Source organism: Enterobacter sp. HMSC16D10 (assembly GCF_001807145.1).
Classification (GTDB): Bacteria; Pseudomonadota; Gammaproteobacteria; order Enterobacterales; family Enterobacteriaceae; genus Enterobacter; species Enterobacter roggenkampii.
In genome coordinates, this window is record NZ_KV787896.1 from 40,971 (window position 1) to 63,642 (window position 22,672).

Annotated in this window: 20 protein-coding genes; all 20 read left to right on the forward strand. The window is 55.7% G+C overall.

Features of this window, described 5'->3' with window-relative positions; translation table 11 throughout:
• Positions 1-4 precede the first annotated feature (4 nt).
• The 20 genes from wzb to galF all read left to right on the forward strand — a co-directional run bounded on the left by wzb (position 5) and on the right by galF (position 22,399).
• The gene (wzb, locus tag HMPREF3143_RS17225) at positions 5-448 is read left to right on the forward strand and encodes a low molecular weight protein-tyrosine-phosphatase Wzb (protein ID WP_021241460.1); all 444 of its coding nucleotides are present in this window, start codon (positions 5-7) and stop codon (positions 446-448) included.
• A 2-nt stretch (positions 449-450) separates the two neighbouring features.
• The gene (wzc, locus tag HMPREF3143_RS17230; protein ID WP_070533826.1) at positions 451-2,613 is read left to right on the forward strand and encodes a tyrosine-protein kinase Wzc; all 2,163 of its coding nucleotides are present in this window, start codon (positions 451-453) and stop codon (positions 2,611-2,613) included.
• Positions 2,614-2,678: 65 nt separating this feature from the next.
• The gene (gene wcaA, locus HMPREF3143_RS17235; protein ID WP_021241458.1) at positions 2,679-3,521 is read left to right on the forward strand and encodes a colanic acid biosynthesis glycosyltransferase WcaA; all 843 of its coding nucleotides are present in this window, start codon (positions 2,679-2,681) and stop codon (positions 3,519-3,521) included.
• On the forward strand, positions 3,521-4,012 hold the full coding sequence (wcaB, locus tag HMPREF3143_RS17240) for a colanic acid biosynthesis acetyltransferase WcaB (protein WP_008499417.1): 492 nt from the start codon (positions 3,521-3,523) through the stop codon (positions 4,010-4,012). The genes wcaA and wcaB overlap by 1 nt, the downstream gene beginning before the upstream one ends.
• Positions 4,009-5,226 (forward strand): colanic acid biosynthesis glycosyltransferase WcaC, encoded by a 1,218-nt coding sequence (gene wcaC / locus HMPREF3143_RS17245; RefSeq protein ID WP_045418611.1) that lies wholly within the window; start codon positions 4,009-4,011, stop codon positions 5,224-5,226. Before wcaB ends, wcaC begins: the two co-directional genes overlap by 4 nt.
• Entirely contained in the window at positions 5,201-6,421 is a 1,221-nt protein-coding gene (gene wcaD, locus HMPREF3143_RS17250; RefSeq protein WP_008499419.1) for a colanic acid polymerase WcaD, read from the forward strand. The genes wcaC and wcaD overlap by 26 nt, the downstream gene beginning before the upstream one ends.
• Positions 6,422-6,437: 16 nt before the next feature.
• Positions 6,438-7,184 (forward strand): colanic acid biosynthesis glycosyltransferase WcaE, encoded by a 747-nt coding sequence (gene wcaE / locus HMPREF3143_RS17255; RefSeq protein ID WP_008499420.1) that lies wholly within the window; start codon positions 6,438-6,440, stop codon positions 7,182-7,184.
• Positions 7,185-7,199: 15 nt separating this feature from the next.
• The gene (gene wcaF / locus HMPREF3143_RS17260; protein ID WP_008499422.1) at positions 7,200-7,748 is read left to right on the forward strand and encodes a colanic acid biosynthesis acetyltransferase WcaF; all 549 of its coding nucleotides are present in this window, start codon (positions 7,200-7,202) and stop codon (positions 7,746-7,748) included.
• A gap of 24 nt (positions 7,749-7,772) precedes the next feature.
• Entirely contained in the window at positions 7,773-8,894 is a 1,122-nt protein-coding gene (gene gmd, locus HMPREF3143_RS17265) for a GDP-mannose 4,6-dehydratase (protein ID WP_003863514.1), read from the forward strand.
• A 2-nt stretch (positions 8,895-8,896) separates the two neighbouring features.
• Positions 8,897-9,862, forward strand: coding sequence for a GDP-L-fucose synthase (locus HMPREF3143_RS17270; protein ID WP_013097874.1), 966 nt, complete (start codon positions 8,897-8,899; stop codon positions 9,860-9,862).
• Positions 9,863-9,864: 2 nt separating this feature from the next.
• Positions 9,865-10,344 (forward strand): GDP-mannose mannosyl hydrolase, encoded by a 480-nt coding sequence (locus HMPREF3143_RS17275; protein WP_008499425.1) that lies wholly within the window; start codon positions 9,865-9,867, stop codon positions 10,342-10,344.
• Positions 10,341-11,564, forward strand: coding sequence for a colanic acid biosynthesis fucosyltransferase WcaI (gene wcaI / locus HMPREF3143_RS17280; RefSeq protein ID WP_021241456.1), 1,224 nt, complete (start codon positions 10,341-10,343; stop codon positions 11,562-11,564). The genes HMPREF3143_RS17275 and wcaI overlap by 4 nt, the downstream gene beginning before the upstream one ends.
• Before the next feature lie 3 nt (positions 11,565-11,567).
• Positions 11,568-13,004 carry a mannose-1-phosphate guanyltransferase gene (gene cpsB, locus HMPREF3143_RS17285; RefSeq protein ID WP_008499427.1) on the forward strand — a complete coding sequence of 479 codons (1,437 nt, stop codon included), beginning with the start codon at positions 11,568-11,570 and terminating at the stop codon, positions 13,002-13,004.
• A 111-nt stretch (positions 13,005-13,115) separates the two neighbouring features.
• Positions 13,116-14,486 carry a colanic acid biosynthesis phosphomannomutase CpsG gene (cpsG, locus tag HMPREF3143_RS17290; protein ID WP_070533828.1) on the forward strand — a complete coding sequence of 457 codons (1,371 nt, stop codon included), beginning with the start codon at positions 13,116-13,118 and terminating at the stop codon, positions 14,484-14,486.
• A 46-nt stretch (positions 14,487-14,532) separates the two neighbouring features.
• On the forward strand, positions 14,533-15,927 hold the full coding sequence (wcaJ, locus tag HMPREF3143_RS17295; RefSeq protein ID WP_008499429.1) for an undecaprenyl-phosphate glucose phosphotransferase: 1,395 nt from the start codon (positions 14,533-14,535) through the stop codon (positions 15,925-15,927).
• A gap of 1 nt (position 15,928) precedes the next feature.
• The gene (gene wzxC / locus HMPREF3143_RS17300; RefSeq protein ID WP_039025004.1) at positions 15,929-17,407 is read left to right on the forward strand and encodes a colanic acid undecaprenyl disphosphate flippase WzxC; all 1,479 of its coding nucleotides are present in this window, start codon (positions 15,929-15,931) and stop codon (positions 17,405-17,407) included.
• A 17-nt stretch (positions 17,408-17,424) separates the two neighbouring features.
• Positions 17,425-18,705 carry a colanic acid biosynthesis pyruvyl transferase WcaK gene (gene wcaK, locus HMPREF3143_RS17305; protein WP_070533830.1) on the forward strand — a complete coding sequence of 427 codons (1,281 nt, stop codon included), beginning with the start codon at positions 17,425-17,427 and terminating at the stop codon, positions 18,703-18,705.
• Positions 18,702-19,922, forward strand: a complete 1,221-nt coding sequence (gene wcaL / locus HMPREF3143_RS17310; RefSeq protein WP_008499432.1) for a colanic acid biosynthesis glycosyltransferase WcaL — start codon at positions 18,702-18,704, stop codon at positions 19,920-19,922. Before wcaK ends, wcaL begins: the two co-directional genes overlap by 4 nt.
• A 12-nt stretch (positions 19,923-19,934) precedes the next feature.
• Entirely contained in the window at positions 19,935-21,326 is a 1,392-nt protein-coding gene (gene wcaM / locus HMPREF3143_RS17315; protein WP_044596700.1) for a colanic acid biosynthesis protein WcaM, read from the forward strand.
• 176 nt (positions 21,327-21,502) lie between these two features.
• Positions 21,503-22,399 (forward strand): UTP--glucose-1-phosphate uridylyltransferase GalF, encoded by an 897-nt coding sequence (gene galF, locus HMPREF3143_RS17320; RefSeq protein WP_070533831.1) that lies wholly within the window; start codon positions 21,503-21,505, stop codon positions 22,397-22,399.
• The last annotated feature ends 273 nt before the right edge of the window (positions 22,400-22,672 follow it).

The window sequence follows — 22,672 nt, forward strand, 5'->3', positions numbered from 1 at the left end:
CGCGATGTTTAACAAAATTCTGGTGGTATGCGTGGGGAACATTTGCCGTTCCCCTACGGCTGAACGGTTGTTGAAACACTACCAGCCCGAACTGACCGTTGATTCGGCAGGGCTGGGTGCACTGGTCGGTAAAGGTGCCGATGAGCGCGCAATGAGCGTGGCGCGGGACCATCACCTCTCTCTCGACGGGCATGTTGCCCGCCAGGTCACTGGCCGCATGTGCCGTGAGTATGACCTGATTCTGGCGATGGAAAAACGCCATATTCAAGCGCTGTGCGATATCGCTCCGGAGATGCGCGGTAAGGTGATGCTGTTTGGACACTGGGACAATGAGCGTGAAATTCCCGATCCATATCGCAAAAGCCATGAGGCTTTCGAGGCGGTTTACACCTTACTTGACCAGTCTGCCCAACAGTGGGCGCAGGCACTGAAAGCTCAGCAGGGATAACAATGACAGAAAAAACAAAACCTTCTGCCGCCCCGACTTCGGGCAGTGATGAAATTGATATTGGGCGCCTGGTTGGCACGGTTATCGAGGCAAAGTGGTGGGTGCTGGGCATTACCGCCGTGTTTGCCGCGGCGGCCTTCGTCTATACGCTGTTCGCCACCCCTATCTACAGCGCCGATGCGCTGGTGCAGATCGAGCAGAATACCGGTAACTCGCTGGTGCAGGACATTGGCTCCGCGCTGGCGAACAAGCCGCCGGCCTCTGACGCTGAAATCCAGCTCATCCAGTCACGTCTGGTGCTGGGTAAAACGGTTCACGACCTTGGGCTCGATATCTCCGTCACCAAAAATACCTTCCCAATCTTTGGTGCGGGCTGGGATCGGCTGATGGGCAGAAGCAACGACACGGTGAAGGTCACTGACTTCGTGCTGCCTAAAGGGGCAGCCGATCAGACCTTTACCCTGACGGTGCTTGGCCCGAAACAGTATCAGTTGACCAGCGACGCGGGCTTTAGCGCGCGCGGTGAAGTCGGACAGATGCTGAGCAAAGACGGCGTCAGCATGATGGTCAGTGCGATCAACGCCCAGGAGGGCGGGGAGTTTACCGTCACCAAATTCTCAACGCTGGGGATGATCAACAACCTGCAAAACAACCTGACCGTCACCGAAAACGGTAAGGACACCGGCGTGCTGAGCATGACCTTTACCGGGGAGGATAAGGATCAGATCCGCGACATCCTGAACAGCATTACCCGCAACTACCTTGAGCAGAACGTTGAGCGTAAGTCGGCTGAAGCGGCGAAAAGCCTGGCGTTCCTGTCGAAACAGCTCCCGGAAGTGCGCGCCCGCCTGGATGATGCCGAGAACAAGCTGAACGCCTACCGCCAGGATAAAGACTCTGTCGACCTGCCGCTGGAGGCGAAATCGGTCCTCGATTCGATGGTCAACATTGACGCTCAGCTCAACGAGCTGACCTTCAAAGAGGCGGAGATCTCCAAGCTTTACACCAAACGTCACCCGGCTTACCGCACGCTGCTGGAGAAACGCCGCACGCTGGAAGAGGAGAAGGCGAAGCTCAATGACCGTGTGACCGCGATGCCGAAAACGCAGCAGGAGATCGTGCGTCTGACCCGCGACGTGGAGTCAGGACAGCAGGTTTACATGCAGCTGCTGAACAAGCAGCAGGAGCTGAAAATCACCGAGGCAAGCACCGTGGGTGACGTGCGCATCGTCGACCCGGCGATTACCCAGCCTGGCGTGCTGAAGCCGAAGAAAGCGCTGATCATTCTCGGCAGCATTATTCTCGGCCTGATGCTCTCCATCGTTGGCGTGCTGCTGCGTTCGCTGTTCAACCGTGGTATCGAAAGCCCGCAGGTGCTGGAAGAGAACGGTATCAACGTCTATGCCAGCATTCCGCTGTCTGAGTGGCAAAAATCCCGTGACAGCGTGAAAACCATCAAAGGCGTTAAGCGTTACAAACAAAGCCAGCTGCTGGCGGTGGGTAACCCAACCGACCTGGCGATTGAAGCGATACGCAGCCTGCGTACCAGTCTGCACTTCGCCATGATGCAGGCTAAAAACAACGTCCTGATGCTGACCGGTGTTAGCCCGTCAATCGGTAAAACTTTCGTCTGCGCCAACCTGGCGGCGGTCGTTAGCCAGACCAACAAGCGCGTGCTGCTGATCGACTGCGATATGCGTAAGGGCTACACCCACGAGCTGCTGGGCACCAACAACGTCAACGGTCTGTCAGAGATCCTGCTTGGCAAAGGTGACATCAGCCAGAGCGCAAAACCGACTACCGTGCCGAAATTTGACCTGATCCCACGTGGTCAGGTACCGCCTAACCCGTCCGAGCTGCTGATGAGCGAACGCTTTACCGAGCTGGTGGAGTGGGCGAGCAAAAACTACGACCTGGTGCTGATCGATACGCCGCCGATTCTGGCCGTGACCGACGCTGCCGTTGTGGGTCGCCATGCGGGTACCACCCTGATGGTGGCGCGTTACGCGGTGAACACCCTGAAAGAGGTGGAAACCAGCCTGAGCCGCTTCGAGCAGAACGGGATTGAGGTGAAAGGGGTGATCCTGAACTCCATCTTCCGCCGCGCGACCGGGTACCAGGATTACGGGTATTACGAGTACGAATATAAGTCTGACAGCAAATAACAATCCCCCTCACCCTAACCCTCTCCCGAGGGGAGAGGGGCGGGGTGAGGGATCAGGGGAAGATCATGACCACACAACGCCCTTTAGTTTCAATCTATATGCCGACATGGAATCGTCAGCAGCTGGCGATCCGCGCAATCAAGTCGGTGTTACGTCAGGATTACGATAACTGGGAGCTGATCATCGTTGATGACTGCTCTTCCTCGTATGAACAGCTGCAAAAATTCGTGACTGACCTCAACGACCCGCGGGTGGTCTATACCCACAACGAGATTAACTCTGGCGCCTGTGCTGTACGTAATCAGGCGATTATGCAGGCCAAAGGGCAGTATCTGACCGGCATCGACGACGATGACGAATGGACGCCGAACCGCCTGTCTATTTTCCTGTCGCATAAAGAGCAGCTGGTCACGCACGCGTTCCTGTATGCCAACGACTATGTCTGTCAGGGCGAGGTGTACTCGCAGCCTGCCAGCCTGCCGCTCTATCCGAAATCACCGTACTCTCGACGCCTGTTTTACAAGCGCAACATCATTGGTAACCAGGTCTTCACCTGGGCGTGGCGCTTCAAGGAGTGCCTGTTCGATACCGAACTGAAGGCCGCGCAGGATTACGATATCTTTCTGCGGATGGTGGTGGAGTATGGCGAGCCGTGGAAAGTGGAAGAGGCCACGCAGATCCTGCACATCAACCACGGGGAGATGCAGATCACCTCGTCGCCGAAGAAGTTCTCGGGCTACTTCCATTTTTACCGCAAGCACAAGGACAAGTTTGACCGTGCCAGCCGTAAGTATCAGCTCTTTACCCTCTATCAGATCCGCAATAAGCGCATGAACTGGCGCACGCTGCTGACGCTGTTGTCCATACGTAACGGCAAGCGCCTGGCTGATGGACTTCGGGGGAAATAATGTTTCTGGAAGATTGCCGCGCTAACAGCTGGAGCCTGCGCCCTTGCTGCATGGTTCTGGCGTACCGCATCGCGCATTTTTGCTCGGTGTGGCGTAAGAAAAATATCCTTAACAACATCTGGGCGGCCCCCGTGCTGGTGCTGTACCGCATCATTACCGAATGCTTTTTTGGCTATGAAATTCAGGCCGCTGCCACCATTGGCCGTCGCTTTACCATCCATCACGGCTATGCGGTGGTGATCAACAAGTTCGTGGTCGCCGGGGATGATTTCACCATCCGCCATGGGGTGACCATTGGCAACCGTGGGCCAGACAGCCTGGCCTGCCCGGTCATTGGCAATAACGTCGAGCTGGGCGCGAACGTGGTGATCATTGGCGACATTACGATTGGTAACAACGTCACGATTGGTGCGGGCAGCGTGGTGCTGGACACCATTCCGGATAACGCGCTGGTGGTGGGAGAGAAAGCCCGCGTGAAGGTGATTAAATGAATATTCTGCAATTTAACGTACGCCTCGCAGAAGGCGGAGCGGCAGGGGTGGCGCTGGATCTGCACCAGCGCGCGCTGCAAAAAGGACTTCAGTCTCGATTTATTTATGGCTATGGCAAGGGCGGCAAGAAAAGCGTCAGTCACGATAACTTCCCGCAGGTGCATAAGCACACGCCGCGCCTGACCTCGATTGCCAACATTGCGTTGTTCCGTCTGTTTAACCGCGATCTGTTTGGCAACCTGAATACGCTTTATCGCACGGTGACCCGCACCACCGGCCCGGTTGTGCTGCATTTTCACGTGCTGCACAGCTACTGGCTGAATCTGGAAGAGGTGGTGGCGTTTTGTCAGAAGGTGCAGGCCCACAAGCCCGACACCCGCTTCGTCTGGACGCTGCACGATCACTGGAGCGTAACCGGCCGTTGCGCGTTTACCGACGGCTGCGAAGGCTGGAAAAACAACTGCCAGAAATGCCCGACGCTGAGCAACTATCCGCCGGTGAAGGTGGATCGCGCGCACAAGCTGGTGGCCGGAAAGCGCCAGCTTTTCCGCGACATGCTCTCGCTCGGCTGTACGTTTATCTCCCCGAGCCAGCACGTGGCCGATGCCTTCAACAGTCTGTACGGGGCAGGGCGCTGCCAGATTATTAACAACGGCATCGACGTGGCGACGGAAGCCATTCTCGCCGACCTGACGCCGGTGGCGCAAACCACGGGCAAACCGAAAATCGCTATCGTTGCGCATGACCTGCGTTACGACGGGAAAACCAACCAGCAGCTGGTGCGCGACATGATGGCGCTGGGTGACAAAATTGAGCTTCACACCTTCGGCAAATTTTCACCGTTCGAAGGGGCTAACGTGGTGAACCACGGGTTTGAAACCGATAAGCGCAAGCTGATGAGCGCGCTGAATGAAATGGATGCGCTGGTGTTCAGCTCCCGCGTGGATAACTACCCGCTGATCCTCTGTGAAGCGCTCTCCATCGGCGTGCCGGTGATTGCCACCCACAGCGATGCAGCACGTGAGGTGCTGGAAAAATCCGGCGGGAAAACTTTTGCGGAGCCGGAGGTTCTGCCGCTGGTGCAATTGCCGAAGGCGCAGATCGCTCAGGCCGTTTTTGGCACCGACCTGGAATCGTTCCGCAACCGCAGCCGCAAGGCCTACAGTGGACAACAGATGCTGGAGGAGTATGTCTCGTTCTATCAGAATCTGTAGTTATCTGCTGCTGCCGCTGATTTACCTGCTGGTCAACGTTAAGATTGCCCAGCTCGGCGAAAGCTTCCCGATAACTATCGTCACCTTCTTGCCCGTTCTGCTTCTGCTGTATGTCGATAAAATCAACCTGAAGAAGCTGATGATTGCCTTAGGGTTGGGTACGGGTCTGACGCTGTTTAACTATATCTTCGGCCAGTCGCTGGATGCCAGTAAATACGTCACCTCGACCATGCTGTTTGTTTATATTGTCATTATTATCGGCATGGTCTGGAGTATTCGCTTTAAAACGATTTCTCCGCATAATTATCGGAAAATCCTCAGGTTCTTTTATATTGCCGTTGCGTTAATTGTTATGCTTGCTGCTATGGAGATGGCGCAAATTATTCTCACCGGCGGCAGCAGCCTGATGGAGATAATTTCGAAATATCTCATTTACAGCAACAGCTATGTATTGAACTTCATCAAGTTCGGCGGGAAGCGTACCACGGCCCTCTATTTTGAACCGGCGTTTTTCGCTTTGGCGTTAATCTCAATTTGGCTCAGCATCAAACAGTTTGGTATCAAAACGCCTAAGACCGATGCTATGATTCTTGCAGGAATCGTTCTGTCTGGATCGTTCTCAGGGGTAATGACATTTATCCTGTTTTACCTGCTGGAATGGGCGTTTCAGTACCTGAACAAAGATGCGATTAAGAAAAAACTGCCGCTGGCGATTATCTCCCTGACGGTATTTATGGTGGGCGTGATATTTGCCTTCCCCTACATCTCAGAACGTCTGGGTGATTTGGGAACGGAAGGATCCTCGTCCTATTATCGCATCATTGGACCACTGGTGATGGTGGGTTATTCCTTAACCCATATTGATGGTGTAGTAAGATTCGGCTCACTTTACGAATATGTTGCATCATTCGGAATCTTTAACGGTGCGGATGTCGGTAAAACCATAGACAATGGTCTGTATCTGTTAATTATTTATTTTTCGTGGTTCGCCGTACTGTTGACGCTGTGGTATCTGTTTAAAGTTTTCAAAATGATGATTAACGCGTTTGGTGATAACCAGAACTTTCGCGTGCAACTTTATCTGTTTACGCCGGTGTCGCTGTTTTTTACCGGGTCAATATTTAGCCCGGAATATGCTTTCTTGATTGTCTGTCCGTTTATTCTGCGCAAAGCGCTTAATATTACGCACGTATGACGAAATGAGGTGATTTATGTTTCTTAGCGTCATTACTGTCGCTTTTCGTAATTACGAAGGGGTGGTAAAAACCTGGCGCTCGCTGCGCAACCTGGCGCGCGATCCAAGCCTCACCTTTGAGTGGATTGTGGTCGACGGCGGCTCGAACGATGGCACGGCAGAGTTTCTGGAAAAACTCAACGGTGAGTTCAACTTACGCTACATCAGCGAGAAAGATAAAGGCATCTACGATGCTATGAACAAAGGCATTAACATGGCGCAAGGCCGTTATGCCATCTTCCTGAATTCGGGTGATATCTTCCATGACGACGTGGCGCTGTTTGCCCGCCAGCTGGCGCGCCAGAAAGAAGACGCCATGTATATTGGCGATGCGCTGCTTGATTTTGGCGACGGACATAAAGTGTGCCGCAGCGCGAAGCCGGGCTGGTATATCTACCACAGCTTACCGGCCAGCCATCAGGCCATTTTCTTCCCGGTAAAAGGTCTGAAAAAACAGCCTTACGATTTGCAGTATAAAGTATCATCCGATTATGCACTGGCCGCCAGTCTGTATAAGTCAGGTTACCCGTTCCGCCGAATTAAAGGGCTGGTATCTGAGTTTTCAATGGGGGGGGTGTCAACCTCGAATAATCTGGAGTTGTGCCAGGATGCCAAAAACGTGCAGCGTAAAATATTACGCGTGCCGGGATTCTGGGCGGAATTATCTTATTTTTTACGCGTGCGCACCACGAGTAAAACGAAAGCCTTATATAACAAAGCCTGAATATAAGGAAACGTAATGCAGGATCTGAACGGTTTCTCCGTACCGAAAGGTTTTCGGGGGGCGGGCGGTATTAAAGTGCAGCTATGGTGGGCCGTTCAGGCCACCCTATTTGCCTGGTCACCGCAAATACTGTACCGCTGGCGAGCATTTTTATTGCGTCTGTTTGGCGCAAAAATAGGAAAAAACGTAGTCATTCGTCCTTCGGTGAAAATTACCTATCCCTGGAAATTAACGCTTGGGGATTACGCCTGGGTAGGGGATGACGCGGTGTTATATACCCTGGGCGAGATTACGATTGGCGCGAATTCGGTAGTTTCACAGAAATGTTATTTGTGCACCGGCAGCCACGACTTTATGAGTCAGCATTTTGATATTACCGCTTCGCCTATTGTGATCGGTGAAAAATGCTGGCTGGCAACGGATGTTTTTGTTGCACCGGGTGTTTCTGTTGGCGATGGCACGGTAGTCGGTGCCCGCAGCAGCGTTTTTAAATCGCTACCGGCAAATAAAATTTGTCGTGGCAACCCCGCAGTGGTGATACGCGAACGCGTTGAAACTGATTAAATTCATAAGTAGAGGAATATAAACATGTCTAAAGTCGCTCTCATCACCGGCGTTACCGGGCAGGATGGTTCTTACCTGGCAGAGTTACTGCTGGAAAAAGGTTATGAAGTACACGGTATTAAACGTCGTGCGTCTTCATTTAACACCGAACGTGTCGATCATATTTATCAGGATCCTCACGCGGCGAACCCGAAATTCCACCTGCACTACGGCGACCTGACCGATACCTCCAACCTGACCCGTATCCTGCAGGAAGTGCAGCCGGATGAAGTGTACAACCTGGGCGCGATGAGCCACGTTGCGGTCTCCTTCGAGTCTCCGGAATACACCGCTGACGTGGACGCCATGGGTACCCTGCGTCTGCTGGAAGCGATCCGCTTCCTGGGTCTTGAGAAGAAAACCCGTTTCTACCAGGCATCCACCTCTGAGCTGTACGGCCTGGTGCAGGAAATCCCACAGAAAGAGACCACGCCGTTCTACCCACGTTCTCCGTATGCGGTAGCGAAACTGTACGCCTACTGGATCACCGTGAACTACCGTGAATCCTACGGCATGTACGCCTGTAACGGCATTCTGTTCAACCACGAATCTCCACGTCGCGGCGAAACCTTCGTGACCCGCAAAATCACCCGCGCTATCGCCAACATTGCGCAGGGTCTGGAATCGTGCCTGCACCTCGGCAACATGGACTCCCTGCGTGACTGGGGCCATGCCAAAGACTACGTGAAAATGCAGTGGATGATGCTGCAGCAGGAACAGCCAGAAGACTTCGTGATCGCCACCGGCGTGCAGTACTCCGTTCGTCAGTTCGTTGAAATGGCTGCCGCTCAATTGGGCATCAAGCTGCGCTTCGAAGGCACCGGCGTGGAAGAGAAGGGCATCGTGGTTTCCGTGACCGGCCATGACGCACCGGGCGTGAAGCCAGGCGACGTGATTGTGCAGGTTGACCCACGCTACTTCCGTCCTGCTGAAGTGGAAACCCTGCTGGGCGACCCAACCAAAGCGCACGAGAAGCTGGGCTGGAAACCAGAAACCACTCTGCAGGAGATGGTTTCCGAGATGGTAGCCAAAGATCTTGAAGCAGCGAAAAAACACTCCCTGCTCAAGTCTCATGGCTACGAGGTTGCCATCGCGCTGGAGTCCTGAGAATGACAAAACAACGTATTTTTGTCGCCGGTCATCGCGGAATGGTGGGTTCCGCGATTGTTCGCCAGCTCGAACAGCGCGGTGACGTCGAAGTGGTTGTCCGCACGCGCGACGAGTTGAACCTGCTCGACAGCCGTGCGGTACAGGACTTCTTTGCGAACGAACGTATTGACCAGGTGTATCTGGCGGCGGCGAAGGTGGGCGGCATTGTTGCCAACAACACCTACCCGGCGGATTTCATCTACGAAAACATGATGATTGAGAGCAACATCATTCACGCGGCGCATCTGCACAACGTGAACAAGCTGCTGTTCCTCGGCTCATCCTGTATTTACCCGAAAATGGCAAAACAACCGATCGCCGAAAGCGAGCTGCTGCAGGGCACGCTTGAAGCCACCAACGAGCCGTACGCGATTGCCAAAATTGCCGGGATCAAGCTGTGCGAGTCCTACAACCGTCAGTACAACCGAGACTATCGCTCGGTGATGCCGACCAACCTGTACGGACCGCACGACAACTTCCACCCGAGCAATTCGCACGTGATCCCGGCGCTGCTGCGCCGCTTCCACGAGGCGACCGCCGAGAACGCGCCGGATGTGGTGGTGTGGGGCAGCGGTACGCCGATGCGCGAATTCCTGCACGTGGACGACATGGCTGCGGCCAGCATTCACGTGATGGAGCTGGATCGCGAGGTGTGGCAGGAGAACACCGAGCCGATGCTGTCGCACATCAACGTGGGCACCGGCGTGGACTGCACCATTCGCGAGCTGGCGCAGACCATCGCGCAGGTGGTGGGCTACAAAGGCCGCGTGGTGTTTGACGCCACGAAACCGGACGGCACGCCGCGCAAACTGCTGGACGTGACCCGTCTGCATCAGCTGGGCTGGTATCACGAGGTGTCACTGGAGCAGGGGCTGGCCAGCACCTATCAGTGGTTCCTGGAAAACCAGCATCGCTTCCGGGGGTAACGATGTTTTTAAGTCAGGAAGATTTTGCCACGGTAGTGCGTTCCACTCCGCTCATCTCGATTGATTTGATCGTGGAGAACGAACGCGGCGAGTTCTTGCTGGGGAAACGAACCAACCGTCCTGCACAGGGCTTCTGGTTCGTGCCCGGCGGGCGCGTGCAAAAGGATGAGACGCTGACCGATGCGTTTGAGCGTCTCACTCTGGCGGAACTGGGCCTGCAGTTGCCGATGGCAGCGGGCCAGTTTTACGGGGTCTGGCAGCACTTCTATGACGATAACTTTTCGGGTACCGGGTTCTCCACGCACTACATCGTGCTGGGGTTCCGCCTGAAGGTGAGTGAGGCAGACCTGCGTCTGCCTGATTCTCAGCATGACGACTACCGCTGGCAGACGCCAGAGGCGCTGCTGGCGAGCGACAATGTGCATGACAACAGCCGTGCCTATTTCCTCGCTGAACGTCAGTCCGGGGTGCCGGGCTTATGAAGATCCTCGTATACGGAATCAACTACTCGCCGGAATTAACCGGTATCGGGAAATACACCGGCGAGATGGTCGAGTGGATGGCGAGCCAGGGACATGACGTGCGGGTCATTACCGCGCCGCCGTACTACCCGGAGTGGAAAGTAGGGGAGCGCTACTCAAGCTGGCGCTACCGTCGCGAAGAGGGTGCAGCGACCGTCTGGCGCTGCCCGCTGTATGTGCCTAAGCAGCCCTCGACGCTGAAGCGCTTGATTCATCTCGGCAGCTTTGCCCTGAGCAGCTTCTTCCCGCTGATGGCGCAGCGTCGCTGGAAGCCGGATCGCATTATCGGCGTGGTGCCGACGCTGTTTTGCACGCCGGGCATGCGCCTGCTGGGCAAACTCTCCGGCGCGCGCACCCTGCTGCACATTCAGGATTATGAAGTGGACGCCATGCTGGGCCTGGGGATGGCAGGGAAAAGCAAAGGCGGCAAGGTGGCGAAGCTCGCCAGCGCGTTTGAGCGCAGTGGCTTACACAACGTGGACTACGTCTCAACGATCTCGCGCTCCATGATGAACAAAGCGCAGGAGAAAGGCGTCCCGGCGGAGAAGGTGATCTTCTTCCCGAACTGGTCCGAAGTGGCGCGTTTTCGCGACGTGACTGAGCAAGACGCTCAGGCGCTGCGCGCGCAGCTCGGTTTGCCTGAAGATCAAAAAATCATTCTTTACTCAGGCAATATCGGCGAAAAGCAGGGGCTGGAGAGCGTGATCGAGGCGGCTCAACTGCTGAACGAACATCCATGGATGTTTGTGATTGTCGGGCAGGGCGGTGGAAAAGCGCGGCTGGAAAAAATGGTAAGCGAACGCGGCCTGACCAACGTGAAATTCTTCCCGCTTCAGTCTTACGAGGCATTGCCTGCGCTGCTGAAGATGGGCGACTGCCATCTGGTGGTGCAAAAGCGCGGCGCGGCGGACGCGGTGCTGCCGTCCAAGCTGACCAACATTCTGGCCGTGGGCGGTAACGCGGTGATTACGGCCGAAGCCGAAACTGAATTAGGCCAGCTGTGTGACAGCTATCCGGGGATTGCGGTGTGCGTAGAGCCGGAATCGGTTCCGGCGCTGGTCACTGGCATTGAACAGGCACTCGCCATGCCAAAAGTGAACACGGTGGCACGTGAATATGCCGAACGCACGCTCGAGAAAGAGAACGTGCTGAGCCAATTTATTGCAGATATACGGGGATAAATCATGAGTCAAACCACTTTGTATCCGGTTGTGATGGCTGGTGGCTCTGGTAGCCGGTTGTGGCCGCTGTCCCGCGTGCTCTATCCAAAACAGTTCCTCTGCCTGAAAGGGGATCTCACCATGCTGCAGACGACGGTAAACCGTCTCCACGGCGTGGAGTGTGAAAGCCCGGTGGTGATCTGTAACGAACAGCACCGCTTTATTGTTGCCGAGCAGCTGCGCCAGCTGAACAAACTCACAGAAAATATCATCCTGGAGCCTGCCGGACGCAATACCGCACCGGCTATCGCCCTGGCGGCGCTGGCGGCAAAACGCAGTAGCCCGGACTGTGACCCGCTGATGCTGGTGCTGGCGGCAGACCACGTGATCCAGCAGGAAGAGGCCTTCCGCGACGCGGTGCGTGCGGCCATTCCTTACGCTGAGCGCGGCAAGCTGGTGACCTTCGGCATCGTGCCGGATCTGCCGGAAACCGGCTACGGCTACATCCGTCGCGGCAACGTGACGCCGGGTGAAGGCGACAGCGTGGCGTTTGACGTGGCGCAGTTCGTTGAAAAACCGAATCTGGAAACCGCGCAGGCGTATGTCGCCAGCGGGGAATATTACTGGAACAGCGGGATGTTCCTGTTCCGCGCCGGACGCTATCTGGAAGAGCTGCGCAAATATCGCCCGGATATTCTGAGCGCCTGCGAGAAAGCGATGGCGGTTGTGGATCCGGATCTCGACTTCATCCGCGTGGATGAAGAGGCCTTCCTCGCCTGTCCGGAAGAGTCCATTGACTATGCGGTAATGGAACGCACGGCTGACGCCGTCGTGGTACCGATGGATGCGGGCTGGAGCGATGTTGGATCCTGGTCCTCCCTGTGGGAGATCAGCGCCCATACCCCGGAGGGTAACGTCCATCACGGCGATGTTATTAGCCACAAAACGGAAAACAGCTACGTCTACGCCGAGTCCGGCCTGGTCACCACGGTTGGGGTAAAAGATCTTGTTGTGGTCCAGACCAAAGACGCCGTGCTGATTGCCGACCGTAACGCCGTGCAGGACGTTAAAAAAGTGGTGGAGAAGATCAAGGCGGATGGCCGTCACGAGCACCACATTCATCGCGAAGTCTACCGTCCGTGGGGCAAATATGACTCCATTGACGCCGGTGACCGCTATCAGGTGAAACGCATCACCGTGAAGCCGGGCGAGGGGCTGTCGGTGCAGATGCACCATCACCGCGCCGAGCACTGGGTGGTGGTCGCGGGTACCGCCAAAGTCACCATCGACGGTGAAGTGAAACTGCTGGGCGAAAACGAGTCCATCTATATTCCGCTGGGGGCGACGCACTGTCTGGAGAACCCGGGGAAAATTCCTCTCGACTTAATTGAGGTGCGCTCCGGCTCGTATCTGGAAGAGGACGATATCGTGCGCTTCCAGGACCGCTACGGGCGAGTGTAGCTCTCTGCATCATGCCCGGTGGCGCTGCGCTTACCGGGCCTACGAATGACAAAAAAATTAATTTGGCCATTTAGTGGTCAGGACCGACTGTTGCCTGAAAAAGGGGTCATCATGGATAAATTAACCTGTTTTAAAGCCTACGATATTCGCGGCAAGCTGGGCGAAGAGCTGAATGAAGACATTGCGTGGCGCATTGGCCGCGCGTACGGCGAATACTTAAAACCGCAGACCATCGTGCTGGGCGGTGACGTGCGTCTGACCAGTGAATCCCTCAAGCTGGCGCTGGCGAAAGGGCTGCAGGACGCGGGCGTGGACGTGCTGGACATCGGTCTTTTCGGAACCGAAGAGATTTACTTTGCCACCTTCCACCTGGGCGTGGACGGCGGTATTGAAGTGACGGCCAGCCACAATCCGATGGATTACAACGGCATGAAGCTGGTGCGCAAGGGCGCCCGTCCTATCAGCGGCGACACCGGCCTGCGTGATGTGCAGCGTCTGGCGGAAGCCAACGATTTCCCGCCGGTGAACGAGGCGAAGCGCGGCAGCTACAAAAAAATCAACCTGCAGAAAGAGTACATCGACCACCTGCTGGGCTACATCAACGTGGCAAACCTGAAGCCGCTGAAGCTGGTGATTAACTCCGGCAACGGCGCGGCTGGCCCGGTTGTCGATGCCCTTGAAGCGCGCTTTAAAGCACTGAACGTGCCGGTGACCTTCGTCAAAGTGCACAACACCCCGGACGGCAACTTCCCGAACGGCATTCCTAACCCGCTGCTGCCGGAGTGCCGCGACGACACCCGCAACGCGGTGATTGAACACGGCGCGGACATGGGTATCGCCTTTGACGGCGATTTTGACCGCTGCTTCCTGTTCGACGAGAAAGGGCAGTTCATCGAGGGCTACTACATTGTCGGCCTGCTGGCGGAAGCGTTCCTCGAGAAAAACCCTGGCGCGAAGATCATTCATGACCCGCGCCTCTCCTGGAACACCGTCGACGTGGTTTCTGCCGCAGGCGGCACGCCGGTGATGTCCAAAACCGGTCACGCCTTCATCAAAGAGCGCATGCGCGAAGAAGACGCCATCTACGGCGGCGAGATGAGCGCCCACCACTACTTCCGTGACTTTGCCTACTGCGACAGCGGGATGATCCCGTGGCTGCTGGTGACTGAACTGCTGTGCCTGAAGGGAAAAACCCTGGGCGAGCTGGTGCGCGACCGTATGGCGGCGTTCCCGGCGAGCGGAGAGATCAACAGCAAGCTGGCACAGCCTGCCGAGGCGATTGCCCGCGTGGAGCAGCACTTTGCCATCCACGCGCTGGAAATTGACCGTACCGACGGCATCAGCATGGCGTTCCCGCAGTGGCGCTTTAACCTGCGCTCGTCCAATACCGAGCCGGTGGTGCGCCTGAACGTGGAGTCCCGCGCTGACACCGCGCTCATGGAAGCCCGAACGAAGGACATTCTGGCGCTGTTGAATCAGTAATAACTGCCCCTCCCGGTGGGAGGGGGAACCGAATACAGGAACAACGATGACGAATCTAAAAAAACGCGAACGAGCGAGAACGAATGCATCGTTAATCTCTATGGTGCAGCGTTTTTCTGATATCACCATCATGGTCGGTGGATTGTGGGCGGTGTGTCGGATCAGCGGGCTGCCGTTCTTATATATGCATCTGCTGATGGCCCTGATTGCGCTGGTCGTGTTTCAAATGATCGGCGGTATGACCGATTTCTACCGCTCGTGGCGCGGCGTCAAAATGACCACTGAACTGATGCTGCTGCTGCAGAACTGGACCCTGAGCCTGATCTTCAGCGCAGGCCTGGTGGCATTTAGCCATGATTTTGATAATCGCCTCGTGACCTATCTGAGCTGGTATCTGTTGACCAGCGTCGGCATGGTGGTGTGCCGTTCCCTGATCCGCTTTGGCGCGGGTTGGCTGCGCAACCGGGGCTATAACCGTCGCTTCGTGGCGGTGGCAGGCGATCTGCCGGTTGGGAAAGTGCTGCTCGACAGCTTCCGCAAAGAGCCGTGGTTAGGCTTTGAAGTGGTCGGGATTTATCACGACGCAAAGCCTGGCGGCGTGCCTGCCGACTGGGCGGGCAACTACGATCAGCTGATTGACGATGCCAAAGCCGGCAAAATTCACAACGTCTACATCGCCATGCAGATGAAAGACGAATCCCGCATTAAGCAGCTGATGCGCGAGCTGGCGGATACCACCTGTTCAGTGATCCTGATCCCGGATGTGTTTACCTTCAACATTCTTCACTCCCGTATTGAAGAGGTGAACGGGGTGCCGGTCGTACCGCTGTACGACACGCCGCTGTCCGGTATTAACCGCGTGCTGAAGCGTCTGGAAGATATCGTGCTCTCTTCGCTGATTTTGCTGCTCATCTCCCCGGTGCTGTGCTGCATTGCCCTCGCGGTGAAGCTGAGCTCGCCAGGACCGGTTATCTTCCGTCAGACCCGCTACGGCATGGACGGTAAGCCGATTATGGTGTGGAAATTCCGCTCTATGAAGGTGATGGAGAACGACAAGGTGGTGACCCAGGCCACGCAGAACGATCCGCGCGTCACCCGCGTGGGGAACTTCCTGCGCCGCACCTCGCTGGACGAGCTGCCGCAGTTTATCAACGTCTTTACCGGCGGGATGTCGATTGTTGGCCCGCGTCCGCACGCGGTGGCGCATAACGAGCAGTACCGCTCGCTGATTGAAGGCTACATGCTGCGCCATAAGGTGAAGCCGGGCATCACCGGCTGGGCGCAAATCAACGGCTGGCGCGGCGAAACCGACACGCTGGAAAAAATGGAAAAACGCATCGAGTTCGATCTGGAGTACATTCGCGAGTGGAGCCTCTGGTTCGATATCAAGATTGTTTTTCTGACCATTTTCAAAGGTTTCGTGAACAAAGCGGCGTACTAAGATGAGCTTACGTGAAAAAACCATCAGCGGCGCCAAGTGGTCAGCGATGGCGACCATCGTCATCATTGGCCTCGGCCTGGTGCAGATGACGGTGCTGGCGCGCATTATCGATAATCACCAGTTCGGCCTGCTGACCGTCTCGCTGGTGATCATTGCGCTGGCCGATACGCTGTCTGACTTTGGTATCGCCAACTCGATTATCCAGCGCAAAGAGATCAGCCATCTTGAGCTGACCACGCTCTACTGGCTGAACGTGGGGCTGGGGATTTTCGTGTTTGTGCTGGTGTTCCTGCTGAGCGATACCATCGCCAGCGTGCTGCACAACCCGGATCTCGCCCCGCTGATGCGTACGCTGTCGTTTGCGTTCGTGGTGATCCCCCACGGGCAACAGTTCCGCGCGCTGATGCAGAAAGAGCTGGAGTTCAACAAGATCGGCATGATCGAGACCAGCGCCGTGCTGGCGGGCTTTACCTTTACCGTCGTGAGCGCCCATTTCTGGCCGCTGGCGATGACCGCCATCCTCGGTTACCTGGTGAACTCTGCCGTGCGCACGCTGCTGTTCGGCTACTTTGGGCGTAAAATTTACCGCCCGGGACTGCATTTCTCTCTTGCGTCCGTCTCGTCCAACCTGCGCTTTGGCGCGTGGCTGACGGCGGACAGCATTATCAACTACGTGAACACCAACCTTTCGACGCTGGTGCTGGCACGTATTCTCGGCGCGAGCGTGGCGGGGGGCTACAACCTGGCCTACAACGTCGCGGTGGTGCCGCCGATGAAGCTGAACCCAATAATCACCCGCGTGCTGTTCCCGGCGTTTGCCAAGATTCAGGACGACACCGAAAAGCTGCGCATTAACTTTTACAAGCTGCTTTCGGTAGTGGGGATCATCAACTTCCCGGTGCTGCTGGGGTTGATGGTGGTGTCCAGCAACTTCGTGCCGCTGGTGTTTGGCGATAAGTGGAACGGCATCATCCCGATCCTGCAGCTGCTGTGCGTGGTGGGGCTGCTGCGCTCCGTGGGAAACCCGATTGGGTCCCTGCTGATGGCAAAAGCGCGCGTGGACATCAGCTTTAAGTTCAACGTATTCAAAACCTTCCTGTTTATTCCGGCAATTATCGTCGGCGGGCACATGGCGGGCGCTATTGGCGTGACGCTGGGCTTCCTGCTGGTGCAGATCGTCAATACCGTCCTGAGCTACTTCATCATGATTAAACCGGTGCTGGGCTCCAGCTACCGTCAGTACATCCTGAGCCTGTGGCTGCCGTTCTATCTCTCATTGCCGACCCTGGCGGTGAGCTACGGCCTGGGCATTATCCTCAGCGGGCATCTGCCGCTGGCCGCGCTGCTGGCGGTGCAGGTTGCCGCGGGTGCGCTGGCCTTCGTCGTGATGATTGTGCTGTCGCGCAATGCGCTGGTCGTTGAGATGAAGCGCCAGTTTTGCCGTAACGAAAAAATGAAAACGCTGCTTCGCGCAGGCTAGTTATTTAAGAGGCCATTATGAAATTATTAATTCTTGGCAACCATACCTGCGGCAACCGTGGCGACAGCGCCATCCTGCGCGGTTTACTGGATGCAATTAACACCCTTAAGCCTGAGACCGAAGTGGACGTGATGAGCCGTTATCCTGTCAGCTCATCCTGGTTACTGAACCGCCCGGTGATGGGCGATCCGCTTTACAGCCAGATGAAACAGCATAACAACGCCGCGGGCGTGATGGGCCGCGTGAAGAAAGTACTGCGTCGTCGCTACCAGCATCAGGTGCTGCTTTCCCGGGTGACCGATACCGGCAAGCTGCGCAACATCGCCATCGCGCAGGGCTTTACCGACTTTGTTCGTCTGCTGTCCGGCTATGACGCCATTATCCAGGTCGGCGGTTCGTTCTTCGTCGATCTCTACGGCGTGCCGCAGTTTGAGCATGCGCTTTGTACGTTCATGGCGAAAAAGCCGCTGTTTATGATTGGCCACAGCGTGGGGCCTTTCCAGGATCCGCAGTTTAACCAGCTGGCGAACTATGTGTTTGGCCACTGCGATGCCCTGATCCTGCGTGAGTCGGTCAGCCTTGACATGATGAAGCGCAGCGAGATTGATACGTCAAAAGTTGAGCACGGCGTGGATACCGCCTGGCTGGTGGATCACCAGGACGACAGCTTCCAGCCGAGCTACGCGGTGCAGCACTGGCTCGACGTTACGGCGAAACAGAAAACCGTCGCGATCACCCTGCGCGAGCTGGCGCCCTTCGATAAACGTTTAGGCACGACGCAGGCGGCGTATGAGCAAGCATTCGCCGACGTGGTAAACCGCGTGCTGGACAGCGGGTACCAGGTGCTGGCGCTGTCCACCTGTACCGGTATCGACAGCTACAACAAAGATGACCGCATGGTGGCGCTCAACCTGCGCAACCTGGTGAACGATCCGTCCCGCTATCACGTGGTGATGGACGAGCTGAACGACCTGGAGATGGGCAAGCTGCTCTCCGCCTGCGACCTGACGGTGGGCACCCGACTGCACTCGGCCATTATCTCCATGAACTTTGGCACGCCGGCCATTGCCATTAACTATGAGCACAAGTCCGCGGGCATTATGCAGCAGCTCGGTATGCCGGAAATGGCCGTTGATATTCGTCATCTGCTGGACGGATCGCTCGGTGCGATGGTGGGCGACACGCTTGGCCAGCTGCCTGCAATCAATGAACGTCTGGCGCTGGCGGTGAAAGCCGAGCGCGAGAAGGGCATTGGGATGGTGAAATCGGTACTTGACCGCGTGCGGGAGGGGAAATGAAGGTTGGTTTCTTCTTACTGAAATTTCCGCTGTCGTCTGAGACCTTTGTTCTGAACCAAATCACCGCGTTTATCGATATGGGATATGACGTGGAGATTATCGCCCTGCAAAAGGGCGATACCCAAAACACCCATGCGGCGTATACCCAGTATGGGCTGGAGGCCAAAACACGCTGGCTGCAGGATGAGCCGTCCGGGAAGCTGAGCAAGCTGCGCCACCGCGCCAGCCAGACCTTACGTGGGATCCATCGCGCGTCGACGTGGCGGGCGTTGAATGTTTCCCGCTATGGGTCGGAATCACGCAATTTAATTCTCTCGGCCATCTGCGGGCAAACGGCGCAGCCGTATCGTGCTGACGTGTTTATCGCCCACTTTGGCCCGGCAGGCGTGACCGCCGCGAAGTTACGCGAACTGGGCGTGATTGACGGTAAAATTGCGACCATTTTCCACGGTATCGACATCTCCAGCCGTGAAGTGCTGAACCATTATACGCCGGAGTATCAGCAGCTTTTCCGCCGCGGCGACATGATGCTGCCCATCAGCGAACTGTGGGCCGGACGCCTGAAAAGCATGGGCTGCCCGGGAGAGAAAATTGCCGTGTCGCGCATGGGCGTGGATTTAACGCGCTTTACCCGCCGTCCGGTGAAGGTGCCGGGCAAGCCGCTGCAGATCATCTCCGTCGCGCGTCTGACCGAGAAGAAAGGCCTGCATGTGGCGATTGAAGCCTGCCGCCAGCTGAAAGCGCGCGGGGTGGATTTCCACTACCGCATTCTCGGGATTGGGCCGTGGGAGCGTCGTCTGCGCACGCTGATCGAACAGTATCAGCTGGAAGATGTCGTAGAGATGCCGGGCTTCAAGCCGAGCCACGAGGTCAAGGCGATGCTCGATGAGGCAGATGTGTTCCTGCTGCCTTCCGTAACGGGAGCCGATGGCGATATGGAGGGCATTCCGGTGGCGCTGATGGAGGCGATGGCCGTCGGGATACCGGTGGTCTCGACCATTCACAGTGGGATCCCGGAGCTGATTAAGTCTGACCATTCCGGCTGGCTGGTGCCGGAGAATAACGCCATGGCGCTCGCCGATCGCTTAGCTGCCTTCAGCGATATCGACCAGCAGGCGCTGGAGCCCGTGCTCCATAATGCCCGACAAAAAGTTGAAGCCGATTTTAACCAGCAGGTGATTAACCGTCAGTTAGCCAGCCTGCTGCAAACGTTGTAACGCCGAGGATGTATGCTGAAAAAGATTACCCGACGCACCTTTGTCTCGTCTCTGTCCGTTCTGGCGGCTACGCCGCTGCTGTCGTCCCGGATTGCGCGGGCGGCGAGTGGAAGAACGGTCTCTGTTAATCAGTACAATAACAACGACTGGATCGCGGCCTTTAAGCAGGCGTTTAATGACGGGGACACGGTCGTTGTCCCTGCCGGGCTGACCTGTGAAAACATCAACACGGGTATTTTCATTCCCGACGGTAAAACGCTGCTGATTCGCGGGGCGTTAACCGGCAATGGCCGCGGCCGCTTTGTTCTGCAGGAAGGCAGCAAGGTGGTAGGCGAAGGCGCTGGCCGCACGGAGAACATTACGCTCGACGTTCGCGGCTCTAACTGCGTCATCAAAGGGCTGGCCATGAGCGGTTTTGGCCCTGTGACGCAAATCTACATCGGCGGTAAGAAACCGAGCGTGATGCGCAATCTGGTAATTGATAACATCAGCGTGAGTCAGGCCAACTACGCCATCCTGCGCCAGGGTTTCCACAACCAGGTGGACGGCGCCCGCATCACCAACAGCAAATTTAGCCATCTGCAGGGCGATGCGATCGAATGGAACGTCGCCATCAACGATCGCAATATCCTGATCTCCGATCATGTCATCGACAACATCAACTGCACCAACGGCAAGATCAACTGGGGCATCGGCATTGGCCTTGCCGGGAGCACCTACGACAACGACTACCCGGAAAAGCAAACCGTTAAGAACTTCGTGGTGGCCAACATCACCGGCAGCAACTGTCGTCAGCTGGTGCATGTGGAAAACGGGAAGCACTTTGTTATCCGCAATATTAAGGCCAAAAATATCACCCCAGACTTCAGTAAAAAGGCGGGAATAGACAACGCCACGGTGGCGATTTATGGCTGTGATAATTTCATTATTGATAATGTCGACATGGTCAACAGCGCGGGAATGTTAATCGGCTATGGGGTCATAAAAGGCGATTATTTGTCCATTCCGCAGAACTTCAAGCTCAATAATATTCATCTCGATAACCGCCAGCTCGCCTATAAATTGCGCGGAATACAGATTTCATCCGGTAATGCGACGTCGTTTGTGGCGATTACCAATGTGGAAATGCAGCGCGCAACGCTGGAACTGCACAACAAGCCTCAGCACCTTTTCTTACGTAATATCAATGTGATGCAGGAAGCTGCCGTGGGTCCTGCCCTGAAGATCAACTTCGATCTGCGCAAAGATGTAAGAGGTAAATTTATGGCGAAAGACGAGACGCTGCTTTCGCTGGCGAACATCAAAGCTGTGAACGAGAAGGGGCAAAGCTCGGTGGATATTGACCGGGTCGACCAGCAGGTGGTGAATGTGGAAAGACTGAACTTTGCGCTGCCGCACAGATAATCGACAATAATCTGTTTTAAGACGATTCCTGGCATATAAGCGCGATCGAATCAGATTACAACTACAGAAATATGTGATGCTAAGGCGTAACATTGCTTCAGGATTACGGCAAATCATGCTGGCGAAAACAGGTTTAAGAGCTATAATTCGTCAACCATTTTAAGGTGGAAGAAATAATGATTAATTTGAAAGCAGTCATTCCGGTAGCAGGCCTGGGCATGCATATGCTGCCCGCCACAAAAGCCATTCCTAAAGAGATGCTGCCGATCGTCGATAAGCCAATGATTCAGTACATTGTCGACGAGATAGTTGCTGCAGGGATCAAAGAAATCGTCCTGGTTACGCACTCGTCCAAGAATGCGGTAGAAAACCACTTCGACACCTCTTACGAACTCGAAGCGTTGCTTGAGCAGCGCGTTAAGCGTCAGCTGCTGGCGGAAGTGCAGTCTATTTGTCCGCCGGGCGTGACCATCATGAACGTGCGTCAGGCGCAGCCGCTGGGTCTGGGTCACTTTATTCTGTGTGCCCGTCCGGTGGTGGATGATAACCCGTTCATCGTTGTGCTGCCGGATATCATTATTGATAACGCGTCTGCCGATCCGCTGCGATACAACCTGGCGGCAATGGTGGCACGTTTCAACGAAACGGGCCGTAGCCAGGTGCTGGCGAAGCGCATGAAAGGCGATCTCTCCGAGTACTCCGTAATTCAGACCAAAGAAGCGCTGGAAACGGAAGGGCAGGTGAGCCGCATCGTTGAGTTCATCGAAAAACCGGATCAGCCGCAGACGCTGGATTCTGACCTGATGGCGGTGGGCCGTTATGTTCTGAACGCGGATATCTGGGCCGAGCTGGAAAAAACCGAGCCAGGCGCCTGGGACCGTATTCAGCTCACCGATGCGATTGCCGAGCTGGCGAAGAAGCAGTCTGTCGATGCGATGCTGATGACCGGTGAGAGCTATGACTGCGGTAAGAAGATGGGCTATATGCAGGCGTTCGTGAACTACGGGCTGCGTAACCTGAAGGAAGGGGCGAAGTTTAGAAACCGGATTGAGAAGTTGCTGGCTAACGACTGATATTCCTGCCACAAATTGAACAAGCGGCAGTCATTATTTTGGTGTATTAATCTATAACCAAAATGATGGCTGCCGTTTTTTGTTATTAATGTAATGATTACATAGGGTTATGTGATTTAAATCTCAACAGCTTTGTAGCGATTTGTGCTTGTTTCTGAGGTCGTTTAGGACGACAATTAACGCCAGTTTTTTGTCTGTATCCAGACAAGAAAAATCATTTAATCAAGCATCGCTCAGTGCATTGGTAGCTGTTAAGCCAGGGGCGGTAGCGTG

Excerpts from the sequence above, each read along its gene's own strand:
- HMPREF3143_RS17275 (WP_008499425.1), top strand. The coding sequence starts at position 9,865 with ATGTTTTTAAGTCAGGAAGATTTTGCCACGGTAGTGCGTTCCACTCCG.
- wcaB (WP_008499417.1), top strand. The coding sequence starts at position 3,521 with ATGTTTCTGGAAGATTGCCGCGCTAACAGCTGGAGCCTGCGCCCTTGC.
- HMPREF3143_RS17270 (WP_013097874.1), top strand. The coding sequence starts at position 8,897 with ATGACAAAACAACGTATTTTTGTCGCCGGTCATCGCGGAATGGTGGGT.
- wcaK (WP_070533830.1), top strand. The coding sequence starts at position 17,425 with ATGAAATTATTAATTCTTGGCAACCATACCTGCGGCAACCGTGGCGAC.
- wcaC (WP_045418611.1), top strand. The coding sequence starts at position 4,009 with ATGAATATTCTGCAATTTAACGTACGCCTCGCAGAAGGCGGAGCGGCA.
- wzb (WP_021241460.1), top strand. The coding sequence starts at position 5 with ATGTTTAACAAAATTCTGGTGGTATGCGTGGGGAACATTTGCCGTTCC.
- gmd (WP_003863514.1), top strand. The coding sequence starts at position 7,773 with ATGTCTAAAGTCGCTCTCATCACCGGCGTTACCGGGCAGGATGGTTCT.
- wcaD (WP_008499419.1), top strand. The coding sequence starts at position 5,201 with ATGTCTCGTTCTATCAGAATCTGTAGTTATCTGCTGCTGCCGCTGATT.
- wcaE (WP_008499420.1), top strand. The coding sequence starts at position 6,438 with ATGTTTCTTAGCGTCATTACTGTCGCTTTTCGTAATTACGAAGGGGTG.
- wzc (WP_070533826.1), top strand. The coding sequence starts at position 451 with ATGACAGAAAAAACAAAACCTTCTGCCGCCCCGACTTCGGGCAGTGAT.
- wcaL (WP_008499432.1), top strand. The coding sequence starts at position 18,702 with ATGAAGGTTGGTTTCTTCTTACTGAAATTTCCGCTGTCGTCTGAGACC.
- cpsB (WP_008499427.1), top strand. The coding sequence starts at position 11,568 with ATGAGTCAAACCACTTTGTATCCGGTTGTGATGGCTGGTGGCTCTGGT.
- wzxC (WP_039025004.1), top strand. The coding sequence starts at position 15,929 with ATGAGCTTACGTGAAAAAACCATCAGCGGCGCCAAGTGGTCAGCGATG.
- wcaM (WP_044596700.1), top strand. The coding sequence starts at position 19,935 with ATGCTGAAAAAGATTACCCGACGCACCTTTGTCTCGTCTCTGTCCGTT.
- wcaA (WP_021241458.1), top strand. The coding sequence starts at position 2,679 with ATGACCACACAACGCCCTTTAGTTTCAATCTATATGCCGACATGGAAT.
- wcaJ (WP_008499429.1), top strand. The coding sequence starts at position 14,533 with ATGACGAATCTAAAAAAACGCGAACGAGCGAGAACGAATGCATCGTTA.
- cpsG (WP_070533828.1), top strand. The coding sequence starts at position 13,116 with ATGGATAAATTAACCTGTTTTAAAGCCTACGATATTCGCGGCAAGCTG.
- galF (WP_070533831.1), top strand. The coding sequence starts at position 21,503 with ATGATTAATTTGAAAGCAGTCATTCCGGTAGCAGGCCTGGGCATGCAT.
- wcaI (WP_021241456.1), top strand. The coding sequence starts at position 10,341 with ATGAAGATCCTCGTATACGGAATCAACTACTCGCCGGAATTAACCGGT.
- wcaF (WP_008499422.1), top strand. The coding sequence starts at position 7,200 with ATGCAGGATCTGAACGGTTTCTCCGTACCGAAAGGTTTTCGGGGGGCG.